The 19498-nt window shown below is 37.9% G+C and carries 21 protein-coding genes; 16 read left to right on the forward strand and 5 right to left on the reverse strand.

Features of this window, described 5'->3' with window-relative positions; all coding sequences use genetic code 11:
• The first annotated feature begins 57 nt into the window (after nt 1–57).
• The 11 genes from QZ738_RS11460 to QZ738_RS11510 all read left to right on the forward strand — a co-directional run bounded on the left by QZ738_RS11460 (nt 58) and on the right by QZ738_RS11510 (nt 10209).
• Nucleotides 58–270 carry a hypothetical protein gene (locus QZ738_RS11460; protein WP_293787617.1) on the forward strand — a complete coding sequence of 71 codons (213 nt, stop codon included), beginning with the start codon at nt 58–60 and terminating at the stop codon, nt 268–270.
• Nucleotides 261–653 (forward strand): type II toxin-antitoxin system VapC family toxin, encoded by a 393-nt coding sequence (locus QZ738_RS11465; protein WP_293787619.1) that lies wholly within the window; start codon nt 261–263, stop codon nt 651–653. The genes QZ738_RS11460 and QZ738_RS11465 overlap by 10 nt, the downstream gene beginning before the upstream one ends.
• 129 nt (nt 654–782) lie before the next feature.
• On the forward strand, nt 783–1226 hold the full coding sequence (locus QZ738_RS11470) for an SPOR domain-containing protein (RefSeq protein WP_293787621.1): 444 nt from the start codon (nt 783–785) through the stop codon (nt 1224–1226).
• Nucleotides 1213–2397: a M20 family metallopeptidase gene (locus QZ738_RS11475; RefSeq protein WP_293787623.1), complete on the forward strand. Its 1185-nt coding sequence runs from the start codon at nt 1213–1215 to the stop codon at nt 2395–2397. Before QZ738_RS11470 ends, QZ738_RS11475 begins: the two co-directional genes overlap by 14 nt.
• 91 nt (nt 2398–2488) lie before the next feature.
• Nucleotides 2489–3430, forward strand: a complete 942-nt coding sequence (locus QZ738_RS11480) for a hypothetical protein (protein WP_293787625.1) — start codon at nt 2489–2491, stop codon at nt 3428–3430.
• Between the two features lie 249 nt (nt 3431–3679).
• Nucleotides 3680–5248: a serine hydrolase gene (locus QZ738_RS11485; protein WP_293787626.1), complete on the forward strand. Its 1569-nt coding sequence runs from the start codon at nt 3680–3682 to the stop codon at nt 5246–5248.
• Between the two features lie 18 nt (nt 5249–5266).
• A complete protein-coding gene (locus QZ738_RS11490; protein WP_293787628.1) occupies nt 5267–5926 on the forward strand; it encodes an SGNH/GDSL hydrolase family protein in 660 nt (219 codons plus the stop codon).
• Between the two features lie 192 nt (nt 5927–6118).
• Nucleotides 6119–6418, forward strand: coding sequence for a GIY-YIG nuclease family protein (locus QZ738_RS11495; protein WP_293787630.1), 300 nt, complete (start codon nt 6119–6121; stop codon nt 6416–6418).
• A 158-nt stretch (nt 6419–6576) separates the two neighbouring features.
• Complete coding sequence (gene dnaG / locus QZ738_RS11500; RefSeq protein WP_293787632.1) at nt 6577–8562, forward strand: DNA primase; 1986 nt, start codon at nt 6577–6579, stop codon at nt 8560–8562.
• A gap of 221 nt (nt 8563–8783) precedes the next feature.
• The gene (locus QZ738_RS11505; protein WP_293787634.1) at nt 8784–9149 is read left to right on the forward strand and encodes a YraN family protein; all 366 of its coding nucleotides are present in this window, start codon (nt 8784–8786) and stop codon (nt 9147–9149) included.
• Nucleotides 9127–10209 carry a glutaminyl-peptide cyclotransferase gene (locus QZ738_RS11510; protein WP_293787636.1) on the forward strand — a complete coding sequence of 361 codons (1083 nt, stop codon included), beginning with the start codon at nt 9127–9129 and terminating at the stop codon, nt 10207–10209. The genes QZ738_RS11505 and QZ738_RS11510 overlap by 23 nt, the downstream gene beginning before the upstream one ends.
• A gap of 116 nt (nt 10210–10325) precedes the next feature.
• Here QZ738_RS11510 and QZ738_RS11515 read toward each other — a convergent pair whose 3' ends face one another.
• The 4 genes from QZ738_RS11515 to QZ738_RS11530 form a co-directional block, all read right to left on the reverse strand.
• Entirely contained in the window at nt 10326–10856 is a 531-nt protein-coding gene (locus QZ738_RS11515) for a DUF4251 domain-containing protein (RefSeq protein ID WP_293787638.1), read from the reverse strand.
• A 107-nt stretch (nt 10857–10963) separates the two neighbouring features.
• Complete coding sequence (locus tag QZ738_RS11520) at nt 10964–11584, reverse strand: hypothetical protein (RefSeq protein WP_293787640.1); 621 nt, start codon at nt 11582–11584, stop codon at nt 10964–10966.
• A gap of 263 nt (nt 11585–11847) precedes the next feature.
• Nucleotides 11848–12198, reverse strand: coding sequence for a TfoX/Sxy family protein (locus QZ738_RS11525; RefSeq protein ID WP_293787642.1), 351 nt, complete (start codon nt 12196–12198; stop codon nt 11848–11850).
• On the reverse strand, nt 12198–12782 hold the full coding sequence (locus QZ738_RS11530) for a hypothetical protein (protein ID WP_293787644.1): 585 nt from the start codon (nt 12780–12782) through the stop codon (nt 12198–12200). The genes QZ738_RS11525 and QZ738_RS11530 overlap by 1 nt, the downstream gene beginning before the upstream one ends.
• A gap of 97 nt (nt 12783–12879) precedes the next feature.
• Here QZ738_RS11530 and QZ738_RS11535 point away from each other — a divergent pair, with 97 nt between their 5' ends.
• The 5 genes from QZ738_RS11535 (at nt 12880) to QZ738_RS11555 (ending at nt 17816) form a co-directional block, all read left to right on the forward strand.
• Nucleotides 12880–13488, forward strand: a complete 609-nt coding sequence (locus QZ738_RS11535; RefSeq protein ID WP_293787646.1) for a ribonuclease HII — start codon at nt 12880–12882, stop codon at nt 13486–13488.
• 22 nt (nt 13489–13510) lie between these two features.
• The gene (locus tag QZ738_RS11540; protein WP_293787648.1) at nt 13511–14713 is read left to right on the forward strand and encodes a glycosyltransferase; all 1203 of its coding nucleotides are present in this window, start codon (nt 13511–13513) and stop codon (nt 14711–14713) included.
• 195 nt (nt 14714–14908) lie between these two features.
• A complete protein-coding gene (gene gcvT, locus QZ738_RS11545; RefSeq protein WP_293787650.1) occupies nt 14909–15988 on the forward strand; it encodes a glycine cleavage system aminomethyltransferase GcvT in 1080 nt (359 codons plus the stop codon).
• A 33-nt stretch (nt 15989–16021) separates the two neighbouring features.
• The gene (locus tag QZ738_RS11550) at nt 16022–17086 is read left to right on the forward strand and encodes a PDDEXK nuclease domain-containing protein (protein ID WP_293787652.1); all 1065 of its coding nucleotides are present in this window, start codon (nt 16022–16024) and stop codon (nt 17084–17086) included.
• A gap of 10 nt (nt 17087–17096) precedes the next feature.
• Nucleotides 17097–17816, forward strand: a complete 720-nt coding sequence (locus QZ738_RS11555; protein WP_293787654.1) for a 2-phosphosulfolactate phosphatase — start codon at nt 17097–17099, stop codon at nt 17814–17816.
• 373 nt (nt 17817–18189) lie between these two features.
• Here QZ738_RS11555 and QZ738_RS11560 read toward each other — a convergent pair whose 3' ends face one another.
• Entirely contained in the window at nt 18190–19488 is a 1299-nt protein-coding gene (locus QZ738_RS11560; protein ID WP_293787656.1) for a hypothetical protein, read from the reverse strand.
• Between the last annotated feature and the right edge of the window lie 10 nt (nt 19489–19498).

Genomic DNA, 19498 nt, shown 5'->3' on the forward strand with positions numbered 1-19498 from the left:
TTACATGCTGACATCTGTACGTCTTGACATCAATATATATATTTAGTATTTTTGAGTATGAGAACTGTAACATTGGATATTTTAAATGATAGAGCATTGGATCTTTTAAAAGATTTAGAATTGCTAAAAATTATTCGTTTGAGAAAAGATTCTAATATTCAGGATATCACTGGTAGCAATCTGATTTCAAAATATAAGGGTTCGATGAAAAAACAGCCGATCTCGGATGTAGATGATCAGTTAAATAGTATCCGGAACGAATGGGAATAAATTATCTTTGGGATACTAACACTGTAATCTATTTCCTCCAAAGGCAATTTACACCTGCAGCAGAAAAATTTATTGACAATACTTTATTAACCAGTCAGCCCGCCATTTCTGCAATTACTGAAATTGAACTTCTTTGCTGGAAAGCTGCCACTGAAAACGATTTATTGATACTAAGAGACTTTATTAAGGATTCTTATGTATATGAATTAAACCAGGAAATTAAGAATCAAACTGTAGAGGTACGCAAATACTATAGCCTGAAATTACCAGATGCAATAATTGCTGCAACAGCTATTGTGAATGAACTTACGCTCATAACCAGAAATGCTAAAGACTTTGATAAAATTCAGCAACTAAAAGTTTTTAGTCCCTATTCCCTGTAAGATTTTCTCCCAAATAATAACCATTTGCTTAACCCATAAAGAATGCCGATTTTCGCAACGATTTCGGCATTCTTGTTGTTAAGAAGATAGAGACAATACATGTGCTCATCATAAGCCAATTATTTACTCATGAAAATAACATTAACTTTTATATTCTGTTTGTTTCTCACCCTAACCGCTTTTGCACAGAAAGGCGAAGTAACTGTTATAAAAGATCCTTTAATCGATAGTTTAATCGCCAGGCGACTGGAGGTTTACAAATCCTCGGGTGAGGTAAAGCCAGGCAAGCCGATTGTTTCGTCCTACGGCTACCGCGTACAGATTTTTTACGGCTCAGACCGGCGCGAAGTTTTTAACCAGCAGGCACGTTTTAAAGGAATGTATCCTCAATTAAATACTTACCTTACCTATAAAGAACCCAACTATTATGTTCGTGTGGGCGATTTTAGAAGCCGTTTAGAGGCTCAACGCCTGATTAACGAACTCCGACCAACTTTCCCAACCTTGTTTATTTTTAGGGAAAAAATAAATGCACCAACTTTAGATACCACAACAACCAATGATCAAAAATAAAGTACAGGAACTGGCCGCTCAAATTTTTAATGATGTAGTAAGCTATCGTCAACATATTCACGCCAATCCCGAATTATCGTTCAAAGAATTTGAAACTTCTCTGTTCATTAAGGATAAATTAAAAAAATGGGGGATTGAATATACCGACTGTGCCAATACAGGTGTGGTGGGTTTAATTAAAGGTAGCCATCCATCTGATAAAGTTATTGCCTTACGTGCTGATATGGATGCCTTACCCATTCACGAAGCAAACGACAAACCTTACCGATCCAAAAATAATGGGGTAATGCATGCCTGCGGACACGATGTGCATACTTCGTCCCTTTTAGGCACAGCTTATATCCTGAATCAAATGAAAGATGATTTCGGTGGGACCATCAAACTGATTTTTCAGCCTGCTGAAGAACTTTTGCCTGGTGGAGCAAGCATCATGATCAAAGAAGGTGTACTTGAAAATCCAAAACCACATCATATTGTTGGACAGCATGTAATGCCACTGATTGATGCCGGGAAAGTAGGTTTCCGTTCGGGTATTTACATGGCCTCTACTGATGAACTTTATGTTACGGTAACCGGAAAAGGAGGGCATGGTGCACAGCCCCATCAAAATATTGATCCTGTTGTAATTGCATCACATATTATCATTGCATTGCAGCAGATTGTAAGTCGCAATGCCGATCCGCGTATTCCATCGGTTTTGTCTTTTGGTAAAGTAACGGCCAACGGTGCGACCAATATCATTCCGAATGAGGTTAAAATTGAAGGTACATTTAGAACCTTGGATGAAAACTGGAGAGATGAAGCACACAAACGCATGAAGAAAATGGCCGAAGGTATGGCCGAAAGTATGGGCGGAAGTTGCGATTTCGATATCCATAGAGGTTATCCTTTTTTAATCAATGAAGAAAAACTAACCGCAAACGCAAGAGCCTTTGCAGAAGATTTTCTGGGTAAGGAAAATGTGGTTGATTTAGATATCTGGATGGCTGCTGAAGATTTTTCTTTCTACTCACAGGTAACAGATGCTTGTTTTTATCGTTTAGGTACTGGTAATGCAGCTAAAGACACTCAATATTCGGTACATACGCCAAGGTTTGATGTGGATGAAGATGCCCTGAAAATATCAACCGGATTAATGGCTTACATTGCTTTAAAACAACTAGGAAATTAGTACGGAAGATGTAAAAAGGTAAGATGGATGATGGGAATTTACTTCCATCGTCCATCTTACATCACCCATCTTCTACCATACATCATCATACATGAAAAAAATACTTCTTCTTTTATTATTCATCCCATTCTTTCACCAGGGGTTTGCGCAGGAAATCAACCGCTTTAATCCGGATACCATTAAAACCATTGTACTGGATTCAGCTGTAAATATCAAGGCTGAGAAGTTGAATGTAGAAACCTTTATCAGAAAGGTGATGTATGATACTTCCTTTTATCAATCGTTCAGGGATATGAAACGTTATACTTTCATTGCTGAGAACAGGATTTATAGTTATGATAAAAATAATAAAGTAGATGGGAAGATTTACCGTAAAATCCGCCATAACAATAGCGGCCCCTATAAAATGGAATATCTGGTAAAACAGGATACGGGAAAAATTTATAAAAGAAACGGGAAATACCAGTTGTATACCGTAGAAATGTTTGATTACATTTTTATGAACGCCTATAACACCGATTTCGTCCCAAATGCACCCAAGCCTGATGGAAAAGGAGGAACAAACGAAAGTTATAAAGATAAACTGAAAACCTTAATCTTTAATCCTGGCCGCCCGATAAAAGTACCGTTCATCGGCAGTAAAACGGAGATATTTTCGGCCAATATGCGCCAATATTATGATTATGGTTTCACCAGTGGTACTTACCTCGATTCTATTCCGGTGTATCGCTTTAAAGTTTCTGTTAAACCTGATTTAAGCAAATGGACCAAAGATGGTATCATGATCAAAGAACTGGTTACCATTTTTGATAAGCGTAATTTTAATATCCTGGGCCGTTATGTCGACATGAAATACAGCAATATGCTATTTGATTTTGATGTGCAGATGAATATAGAAATGGGTTATTTCGGAGACGATAAATTGCCCACCAAAATCACTTATCAGGGCAACTGGGACTATCCTTTCAAAAAAGAAGAAAGAGCGAGCTTTTTAATCGTACATAAAGATTATAAACTCGAAAAAGCTAAGTAATCACTTAAAATTAGCTATTTCCGAGATATCTAAATCAGGATTGTCAATTATAAACCTTATCAAAACAGGTTACTGAATCAACTGCTTAAAATTGGGCGTCATTTCGACTGGAGCACAGCGAAATGTAGAAATCTCTAAACGGTGTTTATAAAAAGCAGGAAGATTTATTTTCTTTGATAACCTGTCCTCAATTTACTATCGCATAAAAAGATTTAGTATCTTTAAAAGATTATTTTAAAAGCCATATTCATGCAACTTTTTTCTTCCTTTAAATTCAAAATATCCCTTGCCTTTTCACTGTTTTTGAGCTTCCAGTTGCATGCGCAGATACTCACTTCAAAACAGATTGACAGTGTGGTCGAGAAAACCCTTAGCACGTTCAATGTACCCGGTATTGCCGTTTCTGTAATTAAGGATGGAAAAATTATTCATTTGAAGGGTTATGGGGTGAGTTCCATCAAAACCAATAAAAAGGTTGATGAGCATACCCTTTTTGGTGTGGCATCAAATACAAAGGCTTTTACCGCGGCCGCTTTGGGTATGCTGGTTGATGAGAAGAAGATAACCTGGGATACGAAAGTAACGGATGTAATTCCCGAATTTAAAATGTATGATGCGTACGTAACCAGTGAGTTTACTATCCGCGATTTGCTTACACACCGCAGTGGTTTAGATTTAGGCGCAGGCGATTTAATGATCTGGCCTGATTCATCAACAGTAGATAAAAAGCAGCTTATTCACAATTTACGGTACTTAAAACCAGTTTCTTCTTTCCGTACCAAATACGACTACGATAACCTGATGTACATTGTAGCCGGAGAAGTGGTGGCAAGGGTTTCAGGAATTACTTATGAGGATTTTATCGAAAGCAGAATCATCAAACCACTGGGTATGAGTAAGACTGCCGCCTCCTGGTACCGTTTAAAGGATAAATCGAATGTAATTGATGGCCATGCACCTTATCAAGGTAAACTGCTTCCTGTAGGCTTAAGCTTTGGCGAAATTGCGAATGCGGCAGGAGGGATTTACTCAAACGTTACCGATATGAGTAAATGGGTAATGGCCATGATTAATGGTGGTAAATATGGCGAAACCTTGGATAAAAAACTGTTCAGTCCTGCTGTGGCCAGAGAACTTTGGACCCCGCAAACCATTATTGCTGGTGGAAACCCGGCGGCTTTTAGCAGTTACGGTTTAGGCTGGTTTTTGAGCAACGTGAATGGTAATTTCCAGGCGACACATACGGGTGGTTTGTCAGGAATTGTAACACAGGTTACCATACTGCCAGAACTGAAACTGGGTATCATTGTATTAACCAACCAGCAGTCCGGCGCAGCTTTCAATGCCATTACCAACTCGATTAAAGATGGTTATTTAGGTATTAAAGGTCAGGACAGGATTAAAACGTACAATGATAACAGGTTAAGAAATGAAAAACAGGCAGATGAGATGGTAACCAAAGTTTGGAGCGATATTGCTGCTCAACAAAAATTAGCAGCTTCGAAACCCGACGCTAAAAATTACTATGGAACTTTCCGCGACTCCTGGTTTGGCGAGGTAACTATTAGTGAATTGGATGGTAAAATGCATTTTCAATCCAAAAATTCACCAAAACTGAGAGGCGACATGACTTACTATAAAGGTAATACTTTTATAGTGAAATGGTACGACAGAAGTTTGGATGCTGATGCCTTTGTTAATTTTAGCTTAGATAACAATGCCCTGGCCGATGGTTTTAAAATCGAAGCCATTTCTCCATTAACCGATTTTAGTTTCGACTTCCAGGATCTGGATTTCAAAAAGACCGATAAAAAATAACCTAACCAATTATATATAATGAAAACAGCATTAAAAACGAGTATTTTACTAAGCTTTTGCTTAATTGCATTAACCTCAATGACATTTAAACCCAAACGGATTATCTTTTTCGGCGATTCCATTACGCAGCAGGGCGTTTCAAAAAACGGATACGTAACGCTGATCAAAAAATCGCTCGATTCTACCAAATATGATATTATAGGCGCTGGTATCGGCGGTAATAAGGTTTATGATCTTTACCTGCGTTTAGAGGACGATGTATTAAATAAGAAACCTGATCTGGTAGTTATTTACGTTGGTATTAATGATGTGTGGCATAAACAATCGTCTCATACTGGTACCGACTATGATAAATATCTAAAATTTTATCAGGCCCTGATTAATAAAATTCAGGCTGCGGGCAGTAAAGTGGTATTGGTTACGCCTTCAGTTGTTGGGGAGAAAAAAGATGGAACCAATGAACTGGATGCCGATCTGAATAAATATGCCGAAGGAATTAGAGCATTGGCCGCGAAAAATAATCTTCCGGTATGCGATTTAAGGAAAATTTTTGCTGAATATGAAGCAAAAAATAATCAGGAAGATAAAGAAAAAGGTATTTTAACCGTTGATCGGGTGCACTTAAACGAAACCGGAAACAAATTAGTGGCTGATCAATTGCTGCCTTTGGTGAAGTAACAGGTTTTTTAAACCGCAAGGTTCGCTGAGTATTCCGCAAAGCACACAAAGAAAATTTCTCTGTGTGCTTTGTGTTTTATCTCTGTTATCTTTGTGGTGAAATGGGCCGATTCTTCATTGCGAACCGAAGAAAGGGAAAGTGTGTTGGAGTGAAGCAATCTTTCCTGTTTAGCGGTAAATTTAAAATGTAATATGGAAAGAGGTGGAACAATCTACATCATTACTAATTTTACGCATACAACATTTTACACTGGAGTTACCTCTGATATAACATCTAGAATAATAGAGCACAAAGAAAAAGCACATCCGAAATCTTTTTCTGCAAAATATAACTTAGACAAACTTGTTTATTTTTGTTCCTATGATTCGATAGAGGAAGCAATTGCAGAAGAAAAGAGAATTAAAGGCGGAAGCCGAAAAAGGAAAATAAAGTTAATAGAATCTATAAATCCTGGATGGAAGGATTTATGGGAAATAGTTAAAGAATGGTGAAGGTCAATGCGATTAAAAATATCGTCATTGCGAACTGAAGAAGGGAAATGTGCGATGGAGTGAAGCAATCTTTCCTGCAGGTAAAATCAGTTTAAAATAAAAATAGCAAAAAAGATTGCTTCGTCGTGCCTCCTCGCAATGACGGACAATAACTAAGTATGATAAACCGCGAAACAATAGATAAGATAATGGATACCGCCCGTATTGAGGAGGTAGTTGGGGATTTTGTGCACTTAAAAAAACGCGGAACCAGTTTAATCGGGAACTGTCCTTTCCATGGTGAAAAAACACCTTCTTTCCATGTATCCGTAACTAAAGGCATTTATAAATGTTTTGGCTGCGGTAAAGGGGGCGATTCAGTACGCTTTATTATGGATCATGAAAAATATTCATATCCGGAAGCACTTAAATTTTTAGCCAATAAATACAATATAGAGGTAGAGGAGACCGAACTCTCTCCTCAGGCTGCCGAAGCACAGAGCGCTAAAGAAAGCCTGTACATCGTATCGCAGTATGCTGCCGCGTTTTTTGTAAAGCAGCTCTGGGAAACAGAAGAGGGTAGAGGCATAGGCCTCAGCTATTTTAAAGAGCGCGGATTTAGAGAAGATATCCTAAAAAAATTCGAAGTGGGTTATTCTCCTGATGTTTGGGATGCATTAACACAAAGTGCTACAAATGCCGGACATAAGCTTGAGTTTTTGGAATCAACAGGTTTATCCATTAAAAACGATAACGGTAAAATATATGATCGTTTCCGTGGGCGTGTGATGTTTCCCATCCACAACTTTACCGGTCGGATCATTGGTTTTGGCGGCAGAACGCTCAAAACAGATAAAAATGTACCGAAATACGTCAATTCTCCTGAGAGCGAAATTTACCACAAGTCGAATGTGCTTTATGGTTTATTCCACGCCAAAAAAGCCATCCGCGATTTAGATAACTGTTACCTGGCAGAAGGTTATGCCGATGTGCTTTCTGTTCATCAGGCTGGGATAGAAAACGTAGTCGCCTCTTCGGGTACCTCTTTAACCGTAGAGCAAATTAAACTGATCGGGCGTTTTACCCAGAATATCACCATTCTTTTTGATGGTGATGCCGCAGGAATAAAAGCCTCGCTCCGTGGTCTGGATATGATTCTGGAAGAAGGATTGAACGTAAAGATTGTTTCCTTCCCTGATGGTCACGACCCTGATTCTTATATGCATCATGTGGGCGCTGGTGCATTTAAAACCTATCTGGAGCAGAATAGAAAAGACTTTATTCTCTATAAGGCAAATGTACTGCTCAAAGATGCCGGTAATGATCCCATCAAGCGCGCAGGTATTATCCGAGATATTGTAGAAAGTATTGCCAAAATTCCAGATCCGATTAAAGCTTCGGTTTTTATCCGCGAGAGTAGCAGTTTGCTCGAAATTGAAGAGCATATTTTGCTGAGCGAACTCAATAAAATGCGTTCGGCAAAGCTTAAAAAGAGTTTTGAGGGTAATCAGCGGGCAACTCCTTCGGGCAATCCGAAATCTTATAATTCAGGCCCACCAGAACCGCTTGGTCCACCTGATGATTTATGGGATGATAGTGTAGGACCATCTGGTTACGAGCCACAGGAGACAGCTAAAGAAGAAGAATATCAGGAAAAGGAAATTGTACGCTTACTACTGGCTTTTGGGCATGAATTTGTTAACTGGGATAAGATTGATGATATGTACATTGGTCCATTCATCATGCAGAACCTGAGCGATGTTGAATTCGACGATCCGCTTTGCAAGCGAATTATTGATTACTATAAATCTGAAATTGACAACGGCAGGTTACCAACTGCTAACCACTTCGTTAAACATGAAGACAGGGATATTGCAGATTTAGCGATTACGCTGTCTACTTCAGAGTATGCTTTAAGTGAGAATTGGTTAAACAAACATCTTATCTACGTTAAAGATGAATCAATGAATTTAAAAGCAACCATTTTAGGTGGTATTTTTCACCTTAAAAAACGTAAGGTGGAGAAGATATTAATGAACCTGTTGAAAGAGATAAAGGAAGAAAAGAACGAAGAGAACCAAATGATTTTAATGCAACGCTATGGTGTGATTAAAGGCGTAGAGCGTGAGATTTCGAAATTTTTAGGCTCTGTTATTGTAAAATAAATTACAAATGACTGGAGTCCTGTAGAGATTTTGTCATCTCGAATGAAGCATAGCGAAATGGAGAGATCTGTCTAAACAGATTTTGCTTCGCAGAGCCTTCGGGTTCCCGACTGCCTTGCTCTCTGCTCGAAATGACGGCTTTTCAATCATGACGATCGTCCCTGATGAAGAGACTATAAAATTCATTCATTCAAAACTCACTCATTCAATAATTGTTAGATATGGCGCTTCATAACGATTTAGGCAGAGTAGGCGAAAAAATTGCAAAACAATATCTGGAAGATCTGGGATATGAAATTTTAGATGAAAACTGGACGCATGGTAAAGCCGAAGTTGATTTGATTGTATATAAAAACGGCATCATGGTTTTTGTAGAAGTTAAATCCCGCAGCTCCATTGCTTTTGGCGAACCCGAGGAATTTGTTCAAAAATCTAAACAAATTCAAATGGAATTGGCCGCTAATGCCTATATTGAAATCATGAATCATCAAAATGATATCCGTTTTGATATTATTGCGATTACCTTTACAAAAAATAAAACTTATAACTTAAACCATATAGAAGATGCGTTTTGGCCTGAAGATTAACCATATCAAAAATTTCATATTTGTCGGAACTGCACTTGCATTTGCAACTGCCTGTAAAGAAAGTGCTACCACAACCTACCGTAACTTTGTTTCTCCATTAACCGGTCTTAATGTGTCCTCTGGTAATGAATTTGATGTTAAAGTACAATTTGGGGCCGATCAGAAAGTAGATTCCGTTGTGTATTTGATCGACACCATCAAAGTTGCTTCAAAAACCGACACTTTGGCGCTTAAACTTAAAACGGAAGGTCTAAAGCTGGGTAATCACCTGTTAACAGCTAAAATATTTGGTGAAGGAAAATCAGAAGATGTCACTTCAAATATCAACGTTTTAGCCGCTCAGGCGCCTGCAGAATATACGTATAAAGTGATTAAGAGTCTGCCTCATGATACCGCTTCATATGTAGAAGGTTTGGAATACCATGACGGCATCTTTTACGAAAGCGCCGGCGATTATGGCCACTCGAGCTTACGTAAGGTAGAGCCTGCTACAGGGAAAATTCTTCAGCAAACAGATTTAGATAAACAGTATTTTGGCGAAGGCATGACCGTGATCGGAAATAAGATTATCCAGTTAACTTATCGTGAAAAAGTCGGTTTTGTTTATGATAAAGCTACCTTAAAAAAACTATCTGAGTTTTCTTATACTACAGGAAGAGAAGGCTGGGGTTTGGCTTTTGATGGGGAGAAAGTGTTAAATACCGATGGTTCCAATACGATATTTTTCCTGGATAAGGATACTTATCAAAAAATTGGCTCAATCGATGTTTTCGATAATAAGGGGCCGATCCAAAATCTGAACGAACTGGAAGTGATCGATGGTAAAATTTATGCAAACGTATATACCACGAATGAGATCATGATCATTAATCCACAATCGGGAGCTGTTGAAGGTAAGATCGATTTGTCGGGACTATTGCCAGCCGATTATTTTAAAACTGATGATGAAAAAAACAACAACGTTCTAAACGGAATTGCTTACGATAAGGTGGGTAAAAGGCTGTTTGTAGCGGGTAAAAAATGGCCATACATTTTTCAGATTGAGTTGGTAAAAAGATAGATTAAAAGTTATTGTCATCTCTTTAGGTATGTCACGTTGAGCTTGTCGAAACGCCTATAATTATTAGGCCCTTCAACAGGCTCCGGATTGACAAATCTTGTTTTTCAGACTCTTAGTTAATCCTTTCTCTTCGGTTCCTCTAAATATCCATTAAAAAAGATGGGTTGTTTATTCATACTGCTGGCCGTTAAAGAAGCATAACCATTGGTAGAGACATTGAGCGTAAACCGGTAATTTTCTCTTGTTACATCTTTGGTCTCGATTTGAATGGTGTACATTCCCTTTTTATTTTTCGATTCTTTGTAGGTGAAATTTTTTGAAGTAAATCTAATTCCGCCCTGTGTCGGATCTATCGGAGCAGAAAAGGACCTGCCAAAATAAGGAAGATAGGCCACAATACTGTCTTTGGTAACCCTTACATCATATTGCGATCCGGTTAAGTTTATCGAAGAGCCTGCCTGGCTGCCTGGCATCATAGACATGATTCTGTTGATATCGTTATTGGCCATCGGTGTGGCCGTATTGGCCACAAAAGTATAATTTTTACCTGCCACAATTTTTATGGTCGTTTCCTTATCGGTTTGGGCAAAAGACTGGAAGCCGAACGAAAGAAAAGTAAGGCTTAATATAAAATTTAAATATTTCATAATGTGTGTTTTAAATGTATAACAATTTAAAGATGCACAGATTTGAAAGATTCCATAATAGTGCCAAAAATGGAAGGAAACGTAAATTAAACGGTTTTTGTTTTTAATCAGGGGTTTGCCGTTTCCGAATAACTTGATTTGTATATAGGATTATTTTTCTCCCCTTCGGAGGCACCTGTTGCTGTGAATTTATAGTTGCCGGCAGAGAGGTTATTCAATTCTATTTCACCGTTGTCGTTTGTTATTAAAGTGATTGAGTTTCCACCAGGATTTTTACCACCTTTAACAATTATTCCTCCGATTGGCGATCCTGCCACCTTCGATTTGGGATTGGTAACAGGCACTGAAATGATAAATTTATAATTTCCCGCGCTGGTATTGTTAAACTCTATTTCGCCATTTTGATTAGTTACTAGTGTAACCGTATTTTCTCCGGGCTTTTTGTCTGCTTTTACCACAAGTCCGCCAATAGGTTGCCCAGCTGCAAAACTGATCTCTCCCGTAGTTACATCTAGTTTGCCTTTAATGGATTTCATGATGCAGGGGAAATGGGGTTCCGGGTAATTCAGTTTACAATAATCACAATAATGCCCTTCAGGTGCCTGCGTTTTTAACTGTGGTGTATTTTTTTCTTTGGTTGCTATTGATGGGGCAGTTGTTTTAATTTGAGCTAGAACGGTTAACGAGATAGATAGCAGAAATACCGCTAGAGCAACTCCTTTTTTCATAAAATTTGATTAGAAAAGTAAAGTTAATCAAAAAATATGGCTCTTACTAGCGTTAGCACGTTTAAGTTGGGGAATTGCTTTTAAAACATGTGCAAAAATTAATTAGCCACGGAAACACAGAAATCACGGAGTAAACTAAAGTCTTTCCGTGGTTTTCGTGCCTCCGCGGCAAACATAATGCTTAGGCTTGCGCAGAAAGAAGAAGAATGATCAGAGAAAAGTAAAAGCGATTTACTTGGCTGTCTTGGCGCTTTGTAGGTCCTTTATACCTGTTTTTTCTTTTTTGATGATTTGGCAAAAGGGTTAAAATCCAGGGCAAGCTTAACCCAGAAATTGAGTTCATCATTTCGGTTTAATACATCTTCCGATACCGAAATATAGCCCTTCATCGGTCGGCCGCCCATCACCATTTGTTCCCAGCCATCCTTATCTGATAAATTGTCTAACGCATTTGGATCCAGTCTTAACATCAGACCCTCTTTGGAAACACCGATGCACATTTTGCCATTTACCATGAATACCAACCCGCTAAACATCAGTTTTTCTTCTACATCAGCAATGTGCATTAAACGTTCAGCTACACGCTGGGCAAGTGTTTCGTTATAATCTCTCATTATTCATCTGTATAGCTTCCCGAAACAAATTTGATCCCAGTTGAGGTAAAGAAATTTTTTAGCATGTTAAATTTTTCAGTACATTTTTCACCAATACGTATTTTATTCGAGCTGAATTGCATACGCAGGCAATCGAAGCAGATTTCAATATAAGCGATTACTTTCCTCTTGTCGTTAAAGAATAAAATAGCATTGTGTGGGTCGTAGCAGGACATTCCATCTTCGATCACTCCATATTTTTTAGATCTGTAACCATAGTTAAAAAGTAAATCAGTTAGTTTGTTGATATCTTGCTTGGATAATCTGATTTCCTCTTTTACCATCCCAGTATCTAAAACTCCTTTTTTTACTGGCAGATGGCTTGAAAATTTTGATATCGTATCTATAAAGGATATTAAAGACACAAATTCTGTCCGGTTAAAAGGATAAAACATTTTCCTTTGTTCAGAACTATATTTATCGAAGTGCATGCAATGGGAATTTTCTTCCATTAATGAATCTTGCTGTTCAATTGATAAGTTTTCTGATCCTTTTGTCTGTGCAGATAACAAACTACAGATGAAAACAAGGCAAATGGTACTCAAGATTTTTAACATCTCATAAATTCTTTGTGTTCAAAACTAAATTACATCTTTATAAACCATTTTTCAATAATCGGACGTTATTATTTAAATTTGCAACATGTTGTTAAACTGCTATCAGGAGGAATTATTAGAAGCCGGCTGTGATGAAGCGGGAAGAGGTTGCCTGGCTGGGCCAGTTTTTGCTGCGGCAGTAATATTGCCCAAAGGGTTTGTACTGGAGGGTTTAAACGATTCCAAACAGCTCTCCCATGAGCAAAGAGCACTGTTAAGACCAATTATTGAACAGCAGGCTCTGGCCTGGGCAGTGGCCTCCTGCGACCATGAAGAAATCGACCGCATCAATATTTTAAATGCATCATTTTTGGCCATGCACAGGGCGATTGAAAAATTACATACCCATCCACAATACCTGGTGATTGATGGAAATCGTTTCAAAACCTATCCGCAGATTCCGCATAGTTGCATTGTGAAGGGCGACGGTAAATACCTTAACATTGCTGCAGCATCAATATTAGCTAAAACCCACCGCGATGAATATATGACCAATCTGCACGTGGGCTATCCTCATTATAATTGGCAGCAAAATAAAGGTTATCCCACCATTGCACACCGTAAGGCCGTACTCGAAATTGGTTTATCACCTTTTCATCGCAAAACTTTTAATGTGAGCGACCCTCAGTTGGAGCTGTTTTCAAAAAACGCCTAAAATTTCGTATTTTCACCACATCGTGAAAATTCTGTTGATTACTAAGCGGATCCCTTTTCCGCCAAATAGTGGTTATCCGATTGTGGTATATAACACCATAAAAGGCTTGCTACAACTTGGTGCAGATATTACATTGTTTAGCCTTAACCCCACCAAAGGGCGGATTGACATTGAAGATATCTATGACCCTGTTTTTGAACAGATTAAATACCATACCTGTGATTTAGATACCGATGTAAATGTATGGTCGGCTTTTTTCAATATTTTCACCAACGAATCGTATAATGTTTCCAGATACTATAGCGAAGATGCTGCGCGGCAGCTCGAAAGTCTCTTACGGGAAAATGCATTTGATATCATCCAGTTCGAAGGTCTGTTTGTGGTGCCTTATCTTGATGTGGTTAAAGCAAACAGTAGTGCCAAGCTCATCTATCGGGCGCATAATATCGAATTTACGTTATGGGAACGTCTTTCGCATTCAGAAAATTTTCTCATTAGGCGCAAATACTTAGCTTTTTTAGCACAACGGCTTAAAGCTTATGAAACCGATCAGATTAACCGGTTTCATCATATTTTTGCCATTTCCGAGCCCGATCGCCAGAGTATACTGAGGTTTGGCTGTGAAATCCCAATGTCGGTTTTTCCTGTGGCCATCGATTTGGAAAAATATAAGGTAGATAAGGCCAAAACCAGTTTTCCTACGCTTTTCCATTTGGGAGCAATGGATTGGCGGCCTAATCAGGAAGGATTAGAGTGGTTTTTAGATGATATCTGGCCAGATATTGAAAAGTTGAATAAAGATCTGCGGTTTTATATAGCCGGAAAAAACATGCAGAAACATTTTTTCGAATACGATTCTGAAAACCTGATCGTGGAAGGGGAGGTATTTGATGCAGTAGAGTTTATGAACTCCAAAGCCATTATGATCGTACCCTTAATTTCCGGTACTGGAATGCGGGTAAAGATTATTGAAGGTATGGCGATGAAGAAATGCATCATTGCTACTACTACCGCAGCTGAAGGAATTAACTGCAGGCATGGACATGACATCTTAATTGCTGATTCTGCAGATGAGTTTTACCGTTCGATTTTGCAGTGTGTCATCAATCCTAAGCGCTGGGTAGAAATCGGGGAGAATGCGCGTAGAACAGTCGAAAATGATCATGGCATTCAGTTAATCTCCGGTAAAATGTTAAAGATTTATGAGGAATTGGTAAGTGCTTAAATTCATTTTAGTAGATGCTGAAACACGTTCAGCATGGCGCATAAATAGAAAATCAGCTAAAAAAGTCACTTAAAATTAACCTCAAAATTTTGTCTTTTTCTTAGTAGTTTTGCGCCACGAACAATAGCAATAAAATCGCCACAATTGGGGTTCAAATTGTAATCGCTTCATTATTCATAAAAAATAAATTTACGGATGAAAAATACCGCATTAACAGAAAAACACATCGCTTTAGGCGCTAAAATGGTTCCATTTGCAGGTTATAATATGCCTGTTACTTATGAAGGTATTAATGCCGAACATGCAACTGTTCGTAATGGAGTAGGTGTTTTTGATGTGAGCCACATGGGTGAATTTATTCTTAAAGGTGAAAATGCACTAGATCTTATACAGCGTGTGACCAGTAACGATGCCGCTAAATTATATGATGGAAAAGTGCAGTATTCTTGTTTGCCAAATCAAGATGGCGGTATTGTTGATGATCTTTTGGTTTACAAAATAGATGATAAAACTTATATGTTAGTGGTAAATGCCTCAAACATTGAAAAAGATTGGAACTGGATACAACAATTTAATACAGAAGGTGTAGAAATGCACAATATTTCTGATCAAACTTCTCTTTTGGCTATTCAAGGGCCAAAGGCAGCTGATGCTTTACAAAGCTTAACAGAGGTTGATTTGGCTTCCATGGAATATTATACTTTCGTGAAAGGTACTTTTGCCGGTATTGACAATGTAGTAATTTCTGCAACAGGTTATACCGGTGCAGGTGGCTTTGAGATTTATTTCGAAAATCAATACGCTGATCAGATCTGGGATGCTATTTTTGAAGCTGGTGCGCCGTATAACATTAAACCAATTGGTTTAGGTGCCCGCGATACTCTACGTTTAGAAATGGGTTTTTGTCTGTACGGAAATGATATCGACGATACCACTTCTCCAATTGAAGCAGGGTTAGGTTGGATCACAAAATTCTCTAAACAATTTACAAATTCTGAAGCTTTACTGGCACAGAAAGAGGCCGGTATTCAAAAGAAATTGGTTGGTTTCGAAATGATTGATCGCGGCATTCCCCGCCATGATTATCAAATTGCTGACGCTGAAGGAAATGTTATCGGTAAAGTAACTTCTGGTACGCAAGCGCCGTCTTTGCAAAAAGCAATCGGGATGGGCTACGTAGCAAAAGATTTCGCTAAAGAAGGAACTGAAGTTTTTGTTTTAATCCGCAATACGCCGATCAAAGCTAAGGTAGTGAAGTTTCCTTTTTATAAATAAAATTTAGTTCAAAGCAGCAATATTTTATAACTGATGAAACCGGAGGAAAATAAATATAATGAGCTGCTTTATCAAATAGAATCTACCTTACAAACGGCCAGGCAGAATGCGGTAAAAGCAATTAATATTGAACTGATTACCGCTAATTGGAAAATCGGACGCTATATAGTTGATTTTGAACAGCAGGGCAAGCGGAGAGCTGATTATGGGAAGGAGTTGTTAGTAACACTTTCTGTAGATTTAAAGTTGAAATTTGGGAAAGGGTTTAGCCGTTCGAGTTTGCAGTTGATGCGCTTGTTCTATCTTAATTATCCAAAATTTCAGCCGTTTATAGATAAAGATTTAATTCGCCAGACAGTGTCTGGCGAATTTTCAAATAGCCAGACACCGTCTGGTATTTTCCTCAGCTGGAGTCACTATGCAGAACTTTTAACTATTTCTGACGAACTTGCCCGAAATTTCTATGAAACCCAGGCCATAAAAGAAAATTGGAGTTTTAGGGAGATGAAACGACAGATTGATTCATCTTTATTTCAAAGACTTGCACTCAGTAAAGATAAGAAGGGCGTGCTGGCTTTGGCTGAAAAAGGTTATCTACTTAACAGTACTGACGATCTGGTCCGAGATCCCTATGTGTTTGAATTCTTAAAAATCCCAATGGGAAGTATCGTTAAGGAATCTGGACTCGAAAAAAAACTTATAGACAATTTACAGAAATTTCTGTTAGAGCTCGGTAAAGGCTTTTCATTTGTGGCCAGGCAGTTTAAAATCACTGTAGATAACGAGCATATGTTTGTTGATATCGTATTTTATCACCGAATATTAAGGTGCTTCGTACTTATTGATCTGAAAACAAAAAAGGTGAAGCATCAAGATATCGGGCAAATGAATTTTTACCTTAACTATTTTAAAGAAGAAGAAAATGTTGAAGGAGATAATGATCCTATTGGGATTATTATTGCTGCAGATAAAAATGAGTTTTTGGTTAAATATGCTACAGGCGGACTTTCGAATAAAATCTTTGTCTCCAAATATCAACTCTATTTACCTGATCAAAAACTTCTGGAAGAAAAGGTAAAAGAAATAATTAATAAATAAATCTCCTGAAATGTCAAAAAAAATAGAAGTTTGTTTAACTCCAGCCCTGATCGATCTATACGATATTGAGGAAAGCATTGTGGTAGTGATCGATATTTTGAGGGCTACCTCTTCTATTACCTATGGGATAGATAATGGTGCTGAAGCAATTATTCCAGTAGCTCAGGTAGAAGATTGTTTAAACTATCGCGATAGCGGATTTTTATTGGCTGCAGAACGAAACGGAGAGGTTGTAGCAGGTTATGATTTTGGTAACTCACCCTTTTCCTATACCCCTGAAAAGGTGAATGGAAAAACAGTTGTTCTCACCACTACAAATGGCACCAAAGCTTTGCATTTGGCACAGAAAAGGGCCTATCAGGTAGTAATAGGTTCTTTCCTAAATTTAGATTCACTTTGTGATTATTTGAAAAGCCAGGATAAAAATGTGCTTTTGCTTTGTGCAGGCTGGAAAGATCAGTTTAATTTAGAGGATACCCTTTTTGCTGGTGCATTGGTTACAAATCTCCGTCAGAATTTCGAACATTTCGATGATTCAAGCGTGGCAGCCGAAGACTTATATAGCCTGGCCAAAGGAGATCTGAGGAAATACCTTCACAAATCTTCACATAGTCATCGCCTGGCCCAATTGAATATTGAAGAAGATGTTGTTTTTTGCCTGCAGCTGAATCTGTGCAAAACAATCCCGGTACTAGTGGGCGAACGTTTGGTAGCCTTAAAAACTAATTAATATAGGAGCCTGTCTCACAATATCAGATTCAGTAATGGCAAGGAAATTAAATTTTGCGATGTCGTCATGCTCAGCTTGACTGGGCGTCTTAATGCTTTAATATGAACTTATTTAGTCGCCGTTTTATCGCATTAAGATTAGCTTCACTGAGCATTTCTTGGTTCCCGTTTTCACGGGAATGACACCCTTTCAGAATATTATTCTGCCAAAATCTCCAAAATCATTTCTGAGCCAGCCCCTTGTGGGGAACCACATTGGTAGTGTGATTGCATCAGTTACAGAGAAATGTTTCCTCCCGGCAATACAATTGCCATTCTCTTTTATCCTCGTTGCAAATGAGGACAATGAGGGGGATTGATAAATAATTTATTAACTATCTGTTCACCGCAATAAAAATACATCCAACTAAACTTAAAATAATTATTGCTGTTACAAGTAAATATATTTCTTTAAGCTGCTCATTTTTATAAACCTGAATTTCTTCCCAATGGGGGACCAGAATGTAGTTTTGCTTAGATGCATTTAAGTTTCCGTACAAGAGTTGGTTTGCTATTCTATCATTAAAGTTATTTTTGTAAAAAGCTGGTATAATTCTAAAAAGATTTTCAAATTCAATTTTTGTCTCATTATGAAAATGCTGAATGAGATTGGATCTCAATTCTACGCCCAAATCTTTTCTGATTTTCTGCTTGAAAGTTTTTACCAACCAAATATTATATCTTCCATTGACACGAATAGAATCCACGCTCGCCAAAGGTGTAGCAAAATAGTGAGTAACGTTAAATGTTCTTTCCCTGCTGTTACTATTTGTAGAAATTACGTAGGTAGAAACGTCAATTATTTTAGGATTAATTACAGTTCGATCAAATCGATAAAATAAATATGGTCTTTCCGCAATTAATTCATGAGGTTTTTTGAATGAAATAGGTTTGCTTCTTATCTCTTCGGTTTTCCAGCAGATTATAATCGCTAATAGGGGTGCCAGATAAATAAACAGATTAGGAAACACGTAAAATGCCCCAAACCTGAAAAGCGCTTTTTTAATTGGCTTTCGAATTATAAATAGCCACGCTGTTATATTAAAGCAGGCGCATAAGATGAAAGTGAGAAAGTTTGAGAACTTGGCATACTCGACTATGATAAAGGCAAAGATTGTTGTTATAATTAAAAAAAATGCGACTTTCTTAATTGCAAAGGCAAATCCTGATAAAAAATCAGGATATTTTGGGTGCGTATCTTTTGTCAGCTTATTCAAAAATGTAGAAAGATATGCTTCCAGTTCAATAGCTTCACTATACCTCCGTACCGAGAATTTATGATAATCTGAATTAGCTAAATAAATAATTATACTATAGCTGCCCCGAGTGATTTGTTCCAGTCCGAAACCTCTTACGGTTGCTAATGGAATATGAAGTGTACGGTAAATGTTTAGGTTTCTGGCAAACAAAGTAACCTCTAATGTTTGCTCGTCATGTGTAAAATTAGCCTCTGCGCTACAAATCCACATGGCCAGATAATAAATGCCAAAGCCCAAAGCCGTTACTAAAACCGCCGACCATGCTTGAAATTCCGAAAGTAAACTCAAACCGATTATAGCTGCAGTTGAAGCAATTAACAGGGAAAAAATTAAATGATAATCGTTTAAAAAAGTTTTTAAGGTTTGTCGAGGCATTAATTTTAAA

It is taken from the genome of uncultured Pedobacter sp. (genome assembly GCF_913776295.1).
Taxonomy (GTDB): Bacteria; Bacteroidota; Bacteroidia; order Sphingobacteriales; family Sphingobacteriaceae; genus Pedobacter.

Excerpts from the sequence above, each read along its gene's own strand:
- QZ738_RS11460 (WP_293787617.1), top strand. The coding sequence starts at position 58 with ATGAGAACTGTAACATTGGATATTTTAAATGATAGAGCATTGGATCTT.
- QZ738_RS11465 (WP_293787619.1), top strand. The coding sequence starts at position 261 with ATGGGAATAAATTATCTTTGGGATACTAACACTGTAATCTATTTCCTC.
- QZ738_RS11470 (WP_293787621.1), top strand. The coding sequence starts at position 783 with ATGAAAATAACATTAACTTTTATATTCTGTTTGTTTCTCACCCTAACC.
- QZ738_RS11475 (WP_293787623.1), top strand. The coding sequence starts at position 1,213 with ATGATCAAAAATAAAGTACAGGAACTGGCCGCTCAAATTTTTAATGAT.
- QZ738_RS11480 (WP_293787625.1), top strand. The coding sequence starts at position 2,489 with ATGAAAAAAATACTTCTTCTTTTATTATTCATCCCATTCTTTCACCAG.
- QZ738_RS11485 (WP_293787626.1), top strand. The coding sequence starts at position 3,680 with ATGCAACTTTTTTCTTCCTTTAAATTCAAAATATCCCTTGCCTTTTCA.
- QZ738_RS11490 (WP_293787628.1), top strand. The coding sequence starts at position 5,267 with ATGAAAACAGCATTAAAAACGAGTATTTTACTAAGCTTTTGCTTAATT.
- QZ738_RS11495 (WP_293787630.1), top strand. The coding sequence starts at position 6,119 with ATGGAAAGAGGTGGAACAATCTACATCATTACTAATTTTACGCATACA.
- dnaG (WP_293787632.1), top strand. The coding sequence starts at position 6,577 with ATGATAAACCGCGAAACAATAGATAAGATAATGGATACCGCCCGTATT.
- QZ738_RS11505 (WP_293787634.1), top strand. The coding sequence starts at position 8,784 with ATGGCGCTTCATAACGATTTAGGCAGAGTAGGCGAAAAAATTGCAAAA.
- QZ738_RS11510 (WP_293787636.1), top strand. The coding sequence starts at position 9,127 with ATGCGTTTTGGCCTGAAGATTAACCATATCAAAAATTTCATATTTGTC.
- QZ738_RS11515 (WP_293787638.1), bottom strand. The coding sequence starts at position 10,856 with ATGAAATATTTAAATTTTATATTAAGCCTTACTTTTCTTTCGTTCGGC.
- QZ738_RS11520 (WP_293787640.1), bottom strand. The coding sequence starts at position 11,584 with ATGAAAAAAGGAGTTGCTCTAGCGGTATTTCTGCTATCTATCTCGTTA.
- QZ738_RS11525 (WP_293787642.1), bottom strand. The coding sequence starts at position 12,198 with ATGAGAGATTATAACGAAACACTTGCCCAGCGTGTAGCTGAACGTTTA.
- QZ738_RS11535 (WP_293787646.1), top strand. The coding sequence starts at position 12,880 with ATGTTGTTAAACTGCTATCAGGAGGAATTATTAGAAGCCGGCTGTGAT.
- gcvT (WP_293787650.1), top strand. The coding sequence starts at position 14,909 with ATGAAAAATACCGCATTAACAGAAAAACACATCGCTTTAGGCGCTAAA.
- QZ738_RS11550 (WP_293787652.1), top strand. The coding sequence starts at position 16,022 with ATGAAACCGGAGGAAAATAAATATAATGAGCTGCTTTATCAAATAGAA.
- QZ738_RS11555 (WP_293787654.1), top strand. The coding sequence starts at position 17,097 with ATGTCAAAAAAAATAGAAGTTTGTTTAACTCCAGCCCTGATCGATCTA.
- QZ738_RS11560 (WP_293787656.1), bottom strand. The coding sequence starts at position 19,488 with ATGCCTCGACAAACCTTAAAAACTTTTTTAAACGATTATCATTTAATT.